Origin of the sequence: Colwellia asteriadis (assembly GCF_039523295.1) — a bacterium.
Lineage (GTDB): Bacteria > Pseudomonadota > Gammaproteobacteria > Enterobacterales > Alteromonadaceae > Colwellia > Colwellia asteriadis.
Genome location: NZ_BAAAFA010000007.1, coordinates 80,740 through 96,149 on the forward strand (window position 1 = coordinate 80,740; position 15,410 = coordinate 96,149).

Annotated in this window: 14 protein-coding genes; 4 read left to right on the forward strand and 10 right to left on the reverse strand. The window is 37.8% G+C overall.

Features of this window, described 5'->3' with window-relative positions; all coding sequences use genetic code 11:
* The first annotated feature begins 68 nt into the window (after positions 1-68).
* The gene (ansA, locus tag ABD005_RS10995; protein WP_215979124.1) at positions 69-1,091 is read left to right on the forward strand and encodes an asparaginase; all 1,023 of its coding nucleotides are present in this window, start codon (positions 69-71) and stop codon (positions 1,089-1,091) included.
* 193 nt (positions 1,092-1,284) lie between these two features.
* Here the strand turns inward: ansA and ABD005_RS11000 are convergent, their stop codons facing one another.
* The 6 genes from ABD005_RS11000 to ABD005_RS11025 all read right to left on the reverse strand — a co-directional run bounded on the left by ABD005_RS11000 (position 1,285) and on the right by ABD005_RS11025 (position 8,553).
* On the reverse strand, positions 1,285-4,221 hold the full coding sequence (locus tag ABD005_RS11000; protein WP_343817434.1) for a DUF349 domain-containing protein: 2,937 nt from the start codon (positions 4,219-4,221) through the stop codon (positions 1,285-1,287).
* A gap of 49 nt (positions 4,222-4,270) precedes the next feature.
* On the reverse strand, positions 4,271-4,594 hold the full coding sequence (locus ABD005_RS11005; RefSeq protein ID WP_215979126.1) for a YeaC family protein: 324 nt from the start codon (positions 4,592-4,594) through the stop codon (positions 4,271-4,273).
* Between the two features lie 20 nt (positions 4,595-4,614).
* The gene (locus ABD005_RS11010) at positions 4,615-4,941 is read right to left on the reverse strand and encodes a YrhK family protein (RefSeq protein ID WP_215979127.1); all 327 of its coding nucleotides are present in this window, start codon (positions 4,939-4,941) and stop codon (positions 4,615-4,617) included.
* 255 nt (positions 4,942-5,196) lie between these two features.
* Positions 5,197-6,708 carry an alanine/glycine:cation symporter family protein gene (locus tag ABD005_RS11015; protein ID WP_215979128.1) on the reverse strand — a complete coding sequence of 504 codons (1,512 nt, stop codon included), beginning with the start codon at positions 6,706-6,708 and terminating at the stop codon, positions 5,197-5,199.
* A 99-nt stretch (positions 6,709-6,807) separates the two neighbouring features.
* Positions 6,808-7,950, reverse strand: a complete 1,143-nt coding sequence (locus ABD005_RS11020; protein WP_343817435.1) for a M14 family metallopeptidase — start codon at positions 7,948-7,950, stop codon at positions 6,808-6,810.
* An 84-nt stretch (positions 7,951-8,034) separates the two neighbouring features.
* Complete coding sequence (locus tag ABD005_RS11025) at positions 8,035-8,553, reverse strand: TlpA family protein disulfide reductase (protein ID WP_343817436.1); 519 nt, start codon at positions 8,551-8,553, stop codon at positions 8,035-8,037.
* 263 nt (positions 8,554-8,816) lie between these two features.
* Here ABD005_RS11025 and ABD005_RS11030 point away from each other — a divergent pair, with 263 nt between their 5' ends.
* The 3 genes from ABD005_RS11030 to lnt are packed head-to-tail and all read left to right on the forward strand — an operon-like array spanning position 8,817 to position 11,315.
* A complete protein-coding gene (locus ABD005_RS11030) occupies positions 8,817-9,446 on the forward strand; it encodes a hypothetical protein (RefSeq protein ID WP_343817437.1) in 630 nt (209 codons plus the stop codon).
* A complete protein-coding gene (locus ABD005_RS11035) occupies positions 9,439-9,618 on the forward strand; it encodes a hypothetical protein (protein WP_215979131.1) in 180 nt (59 codons plus the stop codon). Before ABD005_RS11030 ends, ABD005_RS11035 begins: the two co-directional genes overlap by 8 nt.
* The gene (gene lnt, locus ABD005_RS11040) at positions 9,615-11,315 is read left to right on the forward strand and encodes an apolipoprotein N-acyltransferase (RefSeq protein ID WP_343817438.1); all 1,701 of its coding nucleotides are present in this window, start codon (positions 9,615-9,617) and stop codon (positions 11,313-11,315) included. The genes ABD005_RS11035 and lnt overlap by 4 nt, the downstream gene beginning before the upstream one ends.
* Positions 11,316-11,420: 105 nt before the next feature.
* Here lnt and serS read toward each other — a convergent pair whose 3' ends face one another.
* The 4 genes from serS to lolA all read right to left on the reverse strand — a co-directional run bounded on the left by serS (position 11,421) and on the right by lolA (position 15,379).
* Positions 11,421-12,701, reverse strand: coding sequence for a serine--tRNA ligase (gene serS / locus ABD005_RS11045; protein WP_343817439.1), 1,281 nt, complete (start codon positions 12,699-12,701; stop codon positions 11,421-11,423).
* Between the two features lie 84 nt (positions 12,702-12,785).
* Positions 12,786-13,187 (reverse strand): fluoride efflux transporter CrcB, encoded by a 402-nt coding sequence (gene crcB / locus ABD005_RS11050; RefSeq protein ID WP_215979134.1) that lies wholly within the window; start codon positions 13,185-13,187, stop codon positions 12,786-12,788.
* Positions 13,171-14,484, reverse strand: coding sequence for a replication-associated recombination protein A (locus tag ABD005_RS11055; RefSeq protein ID WP_343817625.1), 1,314 nt, complete (start codon positions 14,482-14,484; stop codon positions 13,171-13,173). Before ABD005_RS11055 ends, crcB begins: the two co-directional genes overlap by 17 nt.
* Positions 14,485-14,650: 166 nt before the next feature.
* Positions 14,651-15,379, reverse strand: coding sequence for an outer membrane lipoprotein periplasmic chaperone LolA (lolA, locus tag ABD005_RS11060; RefSeq protein ID WP_343817440.1), 729 nt, complete (start codon positions 15,377-15,379; stop codon positions 14,651-14,653).
* Positions 15,380-15,410 lie beyond the last annotated feature (31 nt).

The following is a 15,410-nucleotide window of genomic DNA, read 5'->3' on the forward strand; positions in this document are numbered from 1 at the left end:
TTATTAGCCATAGCTAACGCAGCTACGATATAATGACAGGTATGTAGGGCTCAAATACGATAACAACAATGAAAAAGAAAATTTATGTCGCTTATACTGGCGGTACTATTGGTATGATGCAAAGTACTCAAGGGTTTGTACCTATTAAAGGGCATTTGACCGACTCAATTAACGGTTTACCTGAGTTTCATCGTAGTGAAATGCCTGACTTTACCATTAATGAATATCAACCATTGATTGATTCTTCTAATATGACGCCAACTGACTGGCAGCGTATTGCTGAAGATATCAAAGCCCATTATGACGACTATGATGGTTTTGTCGTATTGCATGGTACAGATACCATGGCTTATACCACTTCTGCCTTATCATTTATGTTTGAAAATTTAAGTAAGCCCGTTATTGTTACCGGCTCACAAATCCCGTTAAGCCAGTTACGCTCAGACGGACAAGTAAATGTTCTCAATGCAATTTATATTGCAGCAAATTACCCGATCAATGAAGTTGGCTTATTCTTTAACAATAACTTATACCGTGGTAACCGTTGCATTAAAGCTTATGCCGATGGCTTTAATGCCTTTGACTCACCAAACATGCCGGTACTATTAGAAGCAGGAATAAATATTAAACTAGTTGCTGGTAAAGTTGCCCCACCCGCCACGACTATTGAGCCACTACAACTGACTTATATGACACCTCAACCTATAGGTGTAGTGCATTTATATCCGGGTATTAGTAGTGCTGTTGTAGAAAATGTTATTAAACAACCAGTAAAAGCATTGATTTTACGCAGTTATGGAGTTGGTAATGCTCCGCAAGATGAAGCATTACTCAATTGTTTAGCTAAAGCAAAGCAGCAAAATATTATTGTTGTTAATTGTAGCCAGTGCATTAGAGGCACCGTAAATATGTCGGGTTATGCAACAGGCAATGCTCTTAGTGAAGCTGGCGTGATCAGTGGCGCTGATATGACCTTAGAGGCAACACTTACTAAACTGCACTACTTACTGAGTAAAAATTACAGTTACGATGAAATATGCGCATTAATGCCAAAGAATTTACGGGGTGAGTTATCCGCCGTTGCTAATTGAGATTTTTATCACGTTAGCTTAAAAGTAAATCGGTCTTGCTAGTATGTTATTAAACCTCTTAACCCGAGCTCAAGTTAAATACTGATTTTAACTTGGGCTTTTAATTTTAGCTGCGCTTATTTTTCGCTTAACCTTTTCACGTAACTTAATACATTAACCTGAGTTCAGATTAATGTATTAATGTATTAAGGTTTTAACTAACACAGTAAACCGCTTTTAGACGAGCTAATAATGCGCTATCTTTTTCACTCAGTTGTCCTAAGTGTAACCATTCAACAAGACAATCAGTTAGGTTAACGTCACTGCCTGATACCATTTGTTCTTGCATTAGCTTTACCTGAACTGCCATACGTTGTTCACTATATTCAGCAGGTGATGGCTTTTTAGCTAAAATCTCAATGGCTAAAGTTTGCTCAAAGCGCTCGGTTGCATCAGCAACACCATTAAGTGTAACTTGCTCACGTAAACGTTTTTGCCAAAAGCTTGAAAGACTTTGATAGTGTTCGGTTAACGCTAATTCATCGGTAGTCATTGACTGACCACATAATGAGTTTAATAAACTAAATACCGATGACCACTGTCGCTGTTGCTCTTTCTCATTAGCCGTATTTATTTTTGCTTTTAAGTCGTTAATAAACTGCTCAACACTATTAGCTACGCTTTTGGTCACTGGTCGCTGCGAGGTAATTTGCTGTAATAAATCACGAGCTTGTTGCTGTGTTTGCTTTAAAGCAGTTAGCGTTGCCTCTGTGCTATTTGCTAACGCACTTGATAGTTGCTGCAATTGCTCTGAAAATGCTTGCTCTTGCTGTGATACCATCGCTTGTTGCGTCGATTTTTCTTGTGCGCGTTTGGCAAAAACTTCATCATTGATGGTACGAAAACGTTGCCATAACTTGCTTTCTTTAGCATTACCGGCAAAACCAACATTACGCCAGTTTTGTTGTAACTGCTTAATTTCTTCAATAACCGTAAAAACATTATCACTATTTAACAGGGCTTCTGCTTTAGTAATAAGCGCTTCTTTTTCATTAACGTTGCGTTGGTGAAAGGCACTAATTGCTGCTTTTATCGGTTTAATAATCGTTTTGAATTGACCTTGCAGTTTTTTATATTCGTTACGATCTATTTCTCCAGCGTGTTGCCAGTTATGTTGTAGTTTATTTAATTGTGCATCCAGCTTTTTAAAATCAAGCGACGGACTGAGTTCACTACTCTCGTGATTAGCATTATCGGTTGCAGTTAATTCAGCAGCCAATAATTGCGCATCGGCTAAAATTTTATGCCGAGTCACTAAATGTTGCTCTCGTAACTTATCCTGCTCTGCGTAAAATAAACGACACGGCGCAAAAGCTTCTTCACAAGCTTTGTTAAAGTGCTCGTTTAGCTCATTATCTACCGCTTCATCGGCGTGGCCTAGCGTATTCCATATTTTACGGAACTGTTTTACTTTTTCAGCTTGTTCATTTGGGTTATCTAATGGTGTTGTCACTAAATTTTGTATATCAGCTAACAACTCTTGCTTACGAGGAGTCGCAATGTAATGTTCCCAGTCACTTAACTCAGCAAGCTGTGTGTGTACATTGTCATAATCGCGTTGTAGCTGTTGCTGTTGCTTAGCTGACAATAAAATAAAATCACTTTTTAGCCCTTTAAATAAACCAAAACACACTTTATATTTACCCGCTAATAATAAGCGTTTAATGTCGGTAAGCTTTTTCTTATTTTGAAAGAAAAGATCTTTTTGGGTTGCTTGTAAAGACTTTAAACCGCCTTGCCATAAACTAACAATTTGTAATTGTGAGTCTTTTATTGATTGTGGCAATACCCCTTTTGTTTTTGACTCAATAACTTTCCAGTCGTTTAACCAGTTATTATAGGTTTCTTGGCGATCATTTAATTGCTGTAGGTTATCAGGTAAAGTTAATTGAGAAATACGAGAAATTAACGCTGTTGCTTGACTAACAGACTGTGCAATATCAGGTAATTGCCCGAGTTTTTCTCTTAACTGAGTAACCTGTTTACTGAAAACCTCTTGCTCTTGTTCATTCAAAACAGAGTGTTTAATATCGGTTGATAGCTGCTTAAGCGTTGCTAAAAAGCTCGTTTCATCTAACTTATCGCTATAAAAGCTGTCACTATCAAAGCTATCGCTTTCAAATATTGCCGTTGTTAATGCTTGGTTGGCGTTATTTATTTGTTTGCTAAAATTTGCTTTTGCTTGTTGTTTATCAAACGCGAGTTTATCGGCAATTTTTTGTTGTTCGAACGCTTCTACTTTAGCGGCATAAATCGTTGTAAGTTGTGCAGAAATAAGCTGATATTTTTCGGTAAGCTCGGTGTTATCATCAGCAGTTAAGCATGACATTTCTGTGCTTAGCTGTTGCCACTCTTGCTCTAAAGCTGATTTTTTAGTGAGGTAGGTTCCATAATCCAGGTTATCTTTTAACGCTAACAGCTTTGATAAAACGAGTTGTAACTGTTTTTTCAATTTATTAGGTTTTTCTGCAACCTCATGAAGCTGTTGTAATTTATCAGTGATTATTTTAGCAATAGTTTCATCACACGCCTTTTTTAATAGCTTCTCTAATAGCTTGCTGTCGTCTATTTGGTGCAATAAGTGCTGCTGTACTTGCACATTTTGCTTTTTAATAAAGGTTTGCGTTAGCAGTAAGCTACTTTGTTTTTTGCTATTGAGTTGCTCAAATAATGGAATAACAAGCTCACTTCGCTGTTCTTGGTTTAGCCACTGTTCTAATAATGTGCTATGAGCGTTATCACTTTCAATAAAAGCAATTTTCTGCTCGGTCGATAATTGCTGTTTTGGCTCGCTCGTTGTTTGTACTGATTGCTGTTCAAGCAGCATATCGGTTAGTTGTTTAAGTGAAAATAGTTTAACTTTTTCGTTTGAGTTATATTTGCTTGCTTGTAAAAAATAATCAAAGTTATTCAGTTTAATTAGCGCTGCTCTGCGAACTAACTCATTGCTATCTTCATTGATTAAATTGATTAAAATATCGTGGTGTGTAGGATCTTGAACGTGTAAATCGTTATTAATGGCCGCAATTCGAACATTACTGTCTTTGTGCTGCCAAGTAGGTTTACTTTTAAATAAAGAGGAGAAAATCATCGAATTGTATTCACATATAAAAGGGAAAAGTTATTACATCGCTAAAACGCTATAATTCATTATTGCTAAAATAAGCAATATCAGCCTTAGTTGGCTTGGTACAAGGAACGATTTCTTCATCGCTTTTAGCGCTACTAAACTCTGCTTTTAGTTCACGCTTATTTTTTTCAACAATTTTACCATCAGCGCCAATAGTTAGCATTTGGTCATTATCAAGGTGGCGTGCTTGGTAAGCCATGGTTAATTGTAATGCCATTGCTCGCTGGCTCTCTTCGACAACAGTACCTTCAGGCCATTTACCGGTTTCAGCAGCACACTTTAAACGTGTATACATATCTGCAGACATAGTGTCGATTGTATTTAATAAGTTCATAAGTTTTCCAAATCTGACTACTATTTTTTATGCTTGGTGAAAAGCAACATAGCACGTATAACAATATAAAGAATAAATCCGATAACAGCACAAACCATAGCACTGGTATGTTGCCATGTACCCGGCTCAACGTTGTCCCAATACATAAAAAGAAAACCACCACAAAAAAGCAACATAGCAATAAATGAGTAATTCATTAATCGCTGCTTTTTATTAATACGATTTATTTTTTCAATGGTTTGCATTTTTTCTGAGTCAAGCTCGTTAAGCGATATATTACAGTGCGAGCATGTTTTTGCTTTATCAGATATTTTTTTCTTACAGCTTGGACAATTTATTACGGCCATTTAATTACTCATAAAATAGATATTAGTCGTAGTGATAACGTTATTAGTGCTAAAGCACATAACAAAAATTCGACTAAGTATACCTGACCTCATACGCTATTTCACTAGCGATATAGACTAAATTAATGCTATTGATAAAAGTAATAAAAAAGTCAATTTGTTAAAACAGATATAAAGTAATCCCCATAAAAAATGCCGCGCATATTACTGCGCGGCATTTGATTAATATCAATGTAATTTAACGATATTTTTTAACTATTTTTGTTTAGACTCGCTATCACTATTATTTTTAGCTATACGTTTTTCCCAAAAGTCAGCATTAGTGATACCAAGCTTTTTAGGATCAAAAGTAAAGGTTGTTACACCACGCTTTTGTTGTTCTTCATAATCTTTTAGCGCTTTCAGTGCTGGCTTAGACATAAAGAAAATAATTAAAATACCAATAATATTAAGCCAAGCCATCATACCAACACCAATATCGCCCATACCCCAAGCTAAATCGGCAGCTTTAACTGTACCGTAGAAAGTGGCTGAAATTAAGGCTACTTTTAAAATGGTGTTAAGTACTGGAATTTTGAATGTTCTTCGAATGTAATAAACATTATTCTCTGCAATAAAGTAATACGCCAAAATGGTCGTAAAGGCGAAGAAGAATAATGCAACAGCAACAAAAGGTTTACCCACTCCTGTAAAAACACTTTCAACGGCAAGCTGAGTATATGCAGGGCTATTAGCCGCAACTGTCGCTGCAACATTTTGCACTAAAAACACATCATCTATGCCATGAACGTTATATGCGCCAGTAATTAAAATCATAAAGGCCGTTGCTGAGCAAACAAATAAAGTATCAATGTACACCGAAAATGCTTGTACTAAACCTTGTTGTGCTGGGTGATCAACTTCTGCTGAGGCTGCTGCGTGAGGGCCTGTACCTTGACCCGCTTCGTTAGAGTAAACACCACGCTTTACGCCCCAACCTATTGCAGCACCAAAACCTGCCATCGGGTTAAACGCATCATTAATAATAAGCATAAACACCGCAGGTAAACGGTCGATACTTAAACCAATGATCACCAAAGAAACTAAAATATAAGCAAGTGCCATAAATGGCACAACCACTTGAGTAAAGTGAGCAATGCGCTTTACCCCACCAAAAATAATAAAACCTAACAGTAGAACAATCGCTGTAGCAGTGTAAACTTTTACCATACTTAGCTCGCCAAGCGCGGTATCAATAGAGTTACCTTGGCCAAATACCATGGTGATAGCTTCACCAATGCCATTTGATTGCACCATAGGTAATAAAACACCACAAGCAAGGATCGTTGCTAACGCGAATATCCATGCGTACCATTTTTGTCCCATCGCTTTTTCAATATAGTAAGCGGGACCACCACGGTAAAAACCGTCTTTCTCTTCTTTGTATATTTGCGCACTAGTTGATTCAATATAAGCGGTAGCAGCACCAAAAAAAGCAACAACCCACATCCAAAATACAGCGCCAGGGCCACCAAAACCAATGGCAGTTGCAACACCTGCAATATTACCCGTACCAACGCGACCTGATAACGAAACTGACAGTGCTTGAAATGATGACAAACCTTTTTCAGAGCTTTTTCCAGACAATAACAGTCGCCACATTTCACTAAAATGACGTACCTGTACAAAACGCGTGAGTATAGTAAAAAACAACCCCGCTCCCAAACATAAATAAATTAATGCTGGGCTCCATATAATTCCATTGAGACTATTGACAAAATCTTGCAAAGTTAATTCCTCATCTTATTTTATTTATTGTTATATAGATAAATACGCAAAAGGCGAATTCACTATGAATTCGCCTATTTCATTTATAATATTAGCTGACTACCTTAAGTCATCCAACATATGATAAACCCCTGTTAAGAAGTCTCGGCCTAATAAGCTACTACGTTCATCTGACCAACCTACGCTGTAATCTGGGAGTAAATCATTATCTTTAAATGGCATTTCAATGGTATACGCTAAACATTTAAATTGATTACCAACCCAGTTGGTGCCAACCGTTGGGTTCGCTTTACCTGGCTCATCTTTAGCATAACCACGCTCATCTTGAAACTCAGGGGTAATGGCGACCATAATTTCTTTGAACTTGTCTTCAAGTGCCTTATGACGAGCATCGTAATTTACAACACCTTCACAGCCAGCAACAAAGTTCACTGGTAAAGCTTCATCGCCATGCACGTCAAGGAACATATCAACGCCAATCGCTAACATTTGTTCACGTACCAAGAAAACTTCTGGGCTACGCTCCATTGTTGGCTCTAACCACTCACGGTTTAAGTTTGCGCCACAAGCATTAGTACGTAAATGACCACGAACACTGCCGTCTGGATTCATGTTAGGTACGATATAAAATACGGCTTTATTTAATAAAGCACGAGCAACACCGTCATCTTCGTCAAGTAAACGGTCTAATAAACCTTCAACAAACCACTCAGCCATAGTTTCACCTGGGTGTTGACGCGCAGTGATCCAGATTTTACGTTTACCTTCGCCCTCTTCACCTACTTTTAATAAGGTCATGTCACGACCATCAAGTGTTTGACCTAAAACTTGAACTTGGCAATCAAGGTGCATTTGTGCGTTATGAATTAAGTCTTGATGACGCTCATAACTATAAGGTGCAAAGTAAGCGAAATATACTGAGTCGTATTCTGGCGTTAAAGTTATTGTTAACTTTTCACCATCATATTCTGTCGGCACGCGAAACCAATGCTCACGATCATAAGAAGCAACGGCTTGATAATCAACCCAACCATCGGTGTAAGCTGCTTTACCAGCGTTATTTAAATGAAGAACATGCTCTTGACGTTCGCCATTAATTGGCGCATCGGTTTGCAACTTAAAATGGAACCATTGATAAAACTCTGATTGGTGATCATGTTTTATTTCTAATTGAATATTATTAGCATTAGTTGCATCAATAACGCGGATATTACCGCTGTCAAGATTATCAGTAATTTGCATAAGGGCTCTTCTTTCGTTTTCTTGCGAGAGTATTAATGAAAGTCATAGTGTACACAAACAATACTTAGATCACTATATCGAACCTTATAAAGATCGTAAATAAAGCCCTAGCTCTGATGAATAGCCCATTGACTTTGCTGTTATAACGTTATCTTTATCTACAATGTAATAGCTTGGGTAGCCGGTAATAGCAAAAGCTTGCTTGGTTTTCTCATCACCTAACGCAATAGGAAAAGTAAGTTGATGTCGTTGTGTAAACTTCAACACTTCTTCATTACTTGTGTAATCAAGCGCTATAGCAATCACATCAACGTCCTCGTTATGCTGAAATAAGTTTTGTAAATTACCAATACTGGCATGACAAACTTGACACCAAGGAGCAAAGAAATAAAGTACGGTAGTGTTACCTTGTGCTTGTAAAGCCACAGGTTCACCGTTTAAGGTAGATAACATAATCGCACCACTTTCATTATGATGCTGTGCTGGTGTATTAAGTGATGTTACGGGTAAGTCGGTGTCGAGCATACTTCTTTCTCTTAATAAAGAAAGTAACTGAAATGCCAGAATAAAAATCACTAATTGAATCGCAAAACTACGTAGCACGTATAAACCTTTTATAAAAAATGAAATGACGAATAAATAGACCTGAAATGAATAAAATTTATTACAAGCCTCTTGCTATAATTTAATGTAACTCATCTCATTATAATTACAGCTGTTTAACCCTATTTATAAACTAACTTAAAAATAAAGGTTAAAAAACAAGATGCTGATTAAGTAATTACTTGCCATAAAAAGGGTTCCGCCACTATACTGAGATAAACTGAAACGATGCGCTAACCTGCTTTTGATAGACAAGGAATATAATGGTCTTATCGAACAAAGTTCCACAATTAATTCTATTCAAACACTTCTTAATATATTTGGGTTCATCACCCCTTGTTCGTAAATTAAAAGATAACAACCTAACTTTCTTTGTTGTTTTCGTCTTATGCTCCGTACTTATTCAATTAACAGTTTGGCAAATACATCAAACACCATGGTTAGCCGATAGCATTCAAACAGCACTTGCCTATGCCGCTGCAAATTTATCTCAGCTATTTTCAATAGATGTCTTACTGAATGAAAATGAAATTATCCATTCACTATCGCAGCGCTATATAGTCGTTGACTCACAATGTACTGCTCTCTCATTAATAGGCACTTTATTAGCTGCGATTATCGCTTTACCAATAAAATCAATATCTGCGTCAGCTTCCTCTGTGACATTTTCACAAATTGTACGTATAAAGGGATTAATATTTTTCATCAGCGCTGGTTTTATTCAAGTGCTCAATATTATACGTATTAGTCATTTATTTTTTGAAATAAAGCACCCTATTAATAACTTTGAATTTTATCATTTATATGTTTGGCAAGGTATTAACTTCATTACCGTCATATGCATTTTTTATCTAATTCATCAATATGTTAAAAGGAAATTAACACTTGAATAAGATCTCTTGGTTTTGTCTACTCTTTTGCTTACTGTATACCTTTAATGCTTTAGCTACCGGAGGTGGCGGTGGCGGCGGAACAGGCTCAAGTGCTAGCGTACCTTTTTTAACACCTAGCCTAAACTTACTTGCTGTTCTCGTTATTTATTTCATTTATAAAAAACGTAAATGAGCCATACCGATAAACCTACCGCCATTACTTCCTTATCAAATAGTCATATTGTGGAAGATAAAACGTCTGAGCAATTATCAGCGAATACATCAAAGAATAACATTAGCCCGAGTAAACAACGAAAAGATTTGTTACTTGTTTTACTCACCGTCGCTCTATTTTATTTAGCGTTTCCCAGTGGGGGTTATGGACATTTAGCCTGGTTTATTATGATCCCTTTAATGATCGCACTTCATAATACCCAAGGTAAGTACGCTTTTATGCTCGGCTTAGTTGCCGCGACACTTGGCTGGATGTGCAGCATTTGGTTGGTAGTTGATGGCTTAGCTCAAGTCACTTTCAGTCAAAGTAATATTGTTATCCCTTTTATCTTTGGGTTTTGTGTATTATTTGCGCTGCCTTATGCCCTCGCTTGCTGGTTACACGCACGGTTTTATTGGGGAAACTCAATCAGTGGCGCATTAAAGTCAGCATTAACTTTTACCGTCATTGTTAACTACATACCTAATGTACTGCCTGGTAACCTTGCACATGCACTGTACTTAGCACCATTACACATTCAACTCCTTGATATTGGTGGTGTGCCACTGGTGTTTTTTCTTTTGCATTTTGTTAATTTTCTCTTGGCGACTGCGGTTATTCATTGGCGTAAAAGAATCGACCTTAGCGTTAAGTGTATCGCTGTAGCATTAAGTTGTTGGTTAATAAATGTTGGTTATGGTTATGTAAAAATAAATGACTTACTTGAGCCGAGTACGGAGAAAATCCCTACGCTTTCAATAGCAATGGTGCAGCCAAATGTTGATATTTCGCTGCGTACTCGCGATGACTGGCGACAAACATTACCTAAAATTCAAGAGCTACTGGCTGGGGTAGTAAGCGCTGAGCCAACCGACTTAATTATTTTACCTGAAATGCCTGTCCCACTTTCTTATAAAAATTATCCACAAGATAAGCACGCTTTTGATGCTGTAATCAAAAATAACAACCTGTTAATTACAGCGATTGAGCTTATGTTCAACCCTATAAACAATGAAGTTCAAGGCTATTTCAATACTGTTGAGCTTATTAGTGAGCAAGCGCTTTTACAGCAATATAAAAAACAAAAACTTTTGCCCATTGGAGAATATTTACCCTTTGAAGCACAGCTACCAATATTAAGAACTTTATTTCCTAATGCTCCCAACTATATCGCGGGTAAACAAACATATACTTTAACGCTAGCCTTAGAGCAGAAAACCATTAATATTGTGCCGTTAATTTGTTATGAAGCGGTTTTTACTGAATTAGTTGCCAATAGTCTTAAAAAGAATGCTCTCAACAAAGAAACTCTTGAGCCGAATAATACGGCAGCTCCCCCTAACTTTACCATACTTGTCAATACCGTTAATGATGCCTGGTTTGGTAACACGGCAGGTCGTGATGTGCATTTAGCTCTTGCTTTATATCGTAGTGTTGAATATAGAAAGCCACTTGTTAGAGTCACCAATAATGGTGTCAGTGGTATTATTAATCACAAAGGCGAAATTATTAAAGACTCTCAAATAAAGTCATTTACAGCGGATAGCGTGATAACACATGTTGATTTAGTTGATATACACAGTATCTACCAGAGATTCCCTTATGGTTTTATGCTGTTAGCAATTATTTTTGTTGTTGTCGTCATTATTAGCGAGCAATATAAGCGAGCAATATAAGCGAGCAATATAAACGAGTTAACAAACCTCGATTTTTAGCTATAAAAAAGCGAATACATAAAAATGCATTCGCTTTCTTGTTCAAGCTTTACAGCTAACTAGCAGCTACTTAATCGAAGTTAAGCCGCCCATGTAAGGCTGCAATACCGTCGGAATATTAATACTGCCATCAGCTTGTTGGTAGTTTTCAAGAATTGCGACTAACGTACGCCCTACTGCTAGGCCTGAGCCATTTAATGTATGTAATAACTCTGGTTTTTTCGTTTCACTGCTACGATAACGTGCTTGCATACGACGAGCCTGAAAAGCTCCCATATTTGAACAAGACGAAATTTCACGGTAAGTATTTTGTGCCGGTAACCATACCTCTAAATCAAAGGTTTTAGCAGCACTAAAACCAACATCACCACTACATAATTGTACGGTGCGGTATGGCAGCTCTAGTTTTTCTAAAATAATTTCAGCGTGACGTGTTAACTCGTCTAATGCCGCCATTGATGTTTCAGGCTTAACAATTTGTACCATTTCAACTTTATCAAACTGATGTTGACGAATAAGACCACGAATGTCACGACCACCTGAGCCGGCTTCACTTCTAAAACATGGTGTGTGCGCTGTCATTTTAATAGGTAAATCAGCTTCTTCAACAATCTCATCACGTACTAAATTAGTTAATGGTACTTCTGAGGTTGGAATAAGTGATAATTTCTTATTTGATAAATCAGTATGAAATAAGTCTTCGCCAAACTTAGGTAACTGCCCTGTACCGTATAATGAGTCTTCGTTCACTAAATAAGGCACATACATTTCTTGATAACCGTGCTCTTCGGTATGAGTATTTAACATAAACTGAGCAATAGCACGGTGCAATTTAGCAATATTACCACGCATTACGGCAAAGCGAGTACCGGCAAGTTTAGCGCCGCTTTCAAAGTCTAAGCCTTTAGCAACACCAAAACCTAAGTCAACGTGATCTTTAACTTCAAAGTCAAATTCACGTGGTGTACCCCAACGCTTTATTTCAACGTTATCATCTTCATCTTTACCAAAAGGTACTGACTCATCAAGTAAGTTAGGAATAGCGCTAGCAATCGCATCGATTTTAGCAAGCACTTCATCTTGCTCTGTCTTTGCAGCATCTAAATCGTTACCCAGCTGGCTCACTTGTGCTAATAATGGCTCAATATCTTCACCACGCGCTTTCGCTTGGCCAATCGATTTAGAACGAGTGTTACGCTCACTTTGTAATTCTTGGGTTTTAACCTGAATACCTTTGCGCTGTTCTTCAAGCGCACTTAACGTGGCGGTATCAAGTTCAAATCCACGTTTAGCCAGTTCGCTGGCAATATTATCTAAGTCTGTTCTAAGCAGTTTTGCATCAAGCATAATTGTTCACATTAATCGTTGAAAAGTTATAATAATGGGTTAATTGCTGACAAGTTAAGTAATAATACATATAACTTAACTTCTCTATTTGGCCAGTGACGATACAATAAACATACCGAGTGCAGCTGCGCCAATACATAAAACAACATTTAAAAATATATTTAATGTTGCTTTAACGACCTCGCCTTGTTGCAATAATAACAAGGAGTCTAATGAAAATGTAGAAAAGGTGGTAAAAGCACCTAAAAAACCTATTCCGATGAGTGTTCGGTGAACACTGATATCTAAAATTTCATTCTCTATCAGTTGATAAAGTAAGCCCATAACGAGCGATCCGGTGATATTAACCATCAATGTCGCAAAAGGGAAACCTTTTCCTAGCCAATTTAACACTAATTGGGAAATATAAAAGCGCAAACTAGCGCCACAAGCTCCGCCAATGGCTACAAAGGCGTATAAAGTAAAGTTACTAATAGCGCCGCTCATGACTGTTCCTATTAAGTTGTTCTAAATATTCCAGCTTCTCTTTGAGCTGCTTTTCAAGGCCACGTTCACTGGGTTGGTAAAGCTGTGTGTATGATTTATCACCTTGCGCTAACGCTTCGGGAAAATAATTCTCACCAGCGGCAAAAGCATTGGGTTCATTGTGAGCATAGCGATACTCACTGCCATGACCTAAACCTTTGGTAATATCGCTGGTTGCATTTTTTAAATGGTTAGGAACATCAAGTTGTGATGTATCTTGCGCTAATCGTTTTGCTTTTTTAAAGGCATCATAAACGGCATTGCTTTTAGGTGCTAGAGCCATATAAACTGCAGCTTGCGCAATTGCTCTTTCACCTTCACTGGGACCCACACGATGATAAGTATCCCACGCATTAACGCCAATTTGTAAAGCTCTTGGATCAGCATTACCAATATCTTCACTGGCAATAGCTAATAAGCGACGGGCAACATAAAGTGCATCACCACCGGCAGTGAGTATACGTGCATACCAATAAAGCGCAGCATCTGGACTAGAGCCACGAACCGATTTATGAAAAGCGCTAATCAAATCATAAAAAGCATCACCGCCTTTATCATAAAGTGCTATTTTACTCCCTGATACTTGTGCTATCAGCCCTTCAGAGATAAGACACTTACCCTCGCTTGTATCAAGACTATCAACACAGTTCTCAAGCAAATTAAGTAGTCGCCTAGCATCACCGTCACTACGATTGAGTAAGCTTTGAGCTGCATCGTCACTGAGCGAAACCATTAAGTTTTGCTCGTGTTGATAAAGCGCTATGGCACGCCTTAAGACTAAACGTAAATCGTCACTGGTAAGTTTTTTTAAAATATATAAACGCGCCCGTGAAAGGAGTGCTTTATTTAATTCAAAAGCTGGATTTTCAGTGGTCGCGCCAATAAAAATAATGGTACCGTCTTCAATATGCGGTAAAAATGCATCTTGTTGAGATTTATTAAAGCGGTGCACTTCGTCAACAAATAATACCGTACGGCGTTGTTGAGCATTAGCACGCATTTTTGCACGGTCAATCGCTGCACGTATTTCTTTAACACCAGACGTGACTGCTGAAACACGTTCAATATCGGCATCGCTATGCTGAGCAATTATCTCAGCTAAAGTCGTTTTGCCGCTGCCTGGTGGCCCCCAAAAAATTAATGAATGGCAATTCCCTTGCGCTATAGCTTGAGCTAAAGGTGACTCTGGCGCTAAAATATGTTGCTGTCCAACATAGTCTTTGAGTGTTTTGGGGCGCATTTTAGCCGCTAATGGCATAAACCCCTGAGGCTCATCTAGCGAAGGCTCAATACCATTAATTTGCTTGGCTTGATTACTATCATCGCCCTCAAGTCCATGCAACATGTCTCTTTCAGATGTATCGAATAAGTCATCTTCAAATAAGCCACTTTGACTTTGCTGTGGCTTATTAATAGCGCCCTGATTATCGCTTGTCTTCAAGTCTGACACCTTGTGGCAAGCTAAAAGAGAATAATTGTGCGTTAGGCGCATCGGTACTATTAAAGTTACTTAGAAGTATTTGGCTTACCTGCCCTGTTGCATCTTTAAATGAAAATTCACTTAATTGCGTTGTGCTAGACTCATTGCGGCTAAAGCGTAACGATAAGCTTTTAATCTGGCTTTCTTGATTTAATGGCGTAATCACAAATTGTTCATTTTTTTGTTCAACTTGATAATTATCCCATAGCGTTTTTTCATCACTGGTAAGTAATAATATTGGAGTGTTATCAATAGCTTTTGCTAAACTATAAGCACTAGCCTGCTCGATAAATGGGTCATAAAACCACAGTGTTTCACCATCACTAACAATAGTAGTTTCATCGGGCTCAGTCGTTTGCCAATTGACTAAATTAGGCTTACTAATGGCTAAAGTGCCAGCACCTTGTTGTAATAGCTCTTCACTTTCGCTAAATATTTTTTGAGTAAAGTCTGCGCTAAAATACGTTAATTCAGATAAGGTTGCCATTAATCTTGCTTTATCTTGCGCGCTACGTTCGTCTGTAGTATTTAACACCTGCGTTGCCACTGACTCAATAGCGGTGTCTTTAGTTGCCGGTGTAACACTTACCTCAGCATGTACACTAAAATGACTTAATACGGGAATGCTCAGTAACGTTGCTAAACGAATTTTTTTTAAAACTGTTGGGGACATCTAATTAATAAACCTTCTTCAATAAACCTAA

Excerpts from the sequence above, each read along its gene's own strand:
- serS (WP_343817439.1), bottom strand. The coding sequence starts at position 12,701 with ATGCTTGATGCAAAACTGCTTAGAACAGACTTAGATAATATTGCCAGC.
- ABD005_RS11000 (WP_343817434.1), bottom strand. The coding sequence starts at position 4,221 with ATGATTTTCTCCTCTTTATTTAAAAGTAAACCTACTTGGCAGCACAAA.
- lnt (WP_343817438.1), top strand. The coding sequence starts at position 9,615 with ATGAGCCATACCGATAAACCTACCGCCATTACTTCCTTATCAAATAGT.
- crcB (WP_215979134.1), bottom strand. The coding sequence starts at position 13,187 with ATGAGCGGCGCTATTAGTAACTTTACTTTATACGCCTTTGTAGCCATT.
- ABD005_RS11010 (WP_215979127.1), bottom strand. The coding sequence starts at position 4,941 with ATGGCCGTAATAAATTGTCCAAGCTGTAAGAAAAAAATATCTGATAAA.
- ABD005_RS11030 (WP_343817437.1), top strand. The coding sequence starts at position 8,817 with ATGGTCTTATCGAACAAAGTTCCACAATTAATTCTATTCAAACACTTC.
- ABD005_RS11055 (WP_343817625.1), bottom strand. The coding sequence starts at position 14,484 with ATGCCATTAGCGGCTAAAATGCGCCCCAAAACACTCAAAGACTATGTT.
- lolA (WP_343817440.1), bottom strand. The coding sequence starts at position 15,379 with ATGTCCCCAACAGTTTTAAAAAAAATTCGTTTAGCAACGTTACTGAGC.
- ABD005_RS11020 (WP_343817435.1), bottom strand. The coding sequence starts at position 7,950 with ATGCAAATTACTGATAATCTTGACAGCGGTAATATCCGCGTTATTGAT.
- ansA (WP_215979124.1), top strand. The coding sequence starts at position 69 with ATGAAAAAGAAAATTTATGTCGCTTATACTGGCGGTACTATTGGTATG.
- ABD005_RS11005 (WP_215979126.1), bottom strand. The coding sequence starts at position 4,594 with ATGAACTTATTAAATACAATCGACACTATGTCTGCAGATATGTATACA.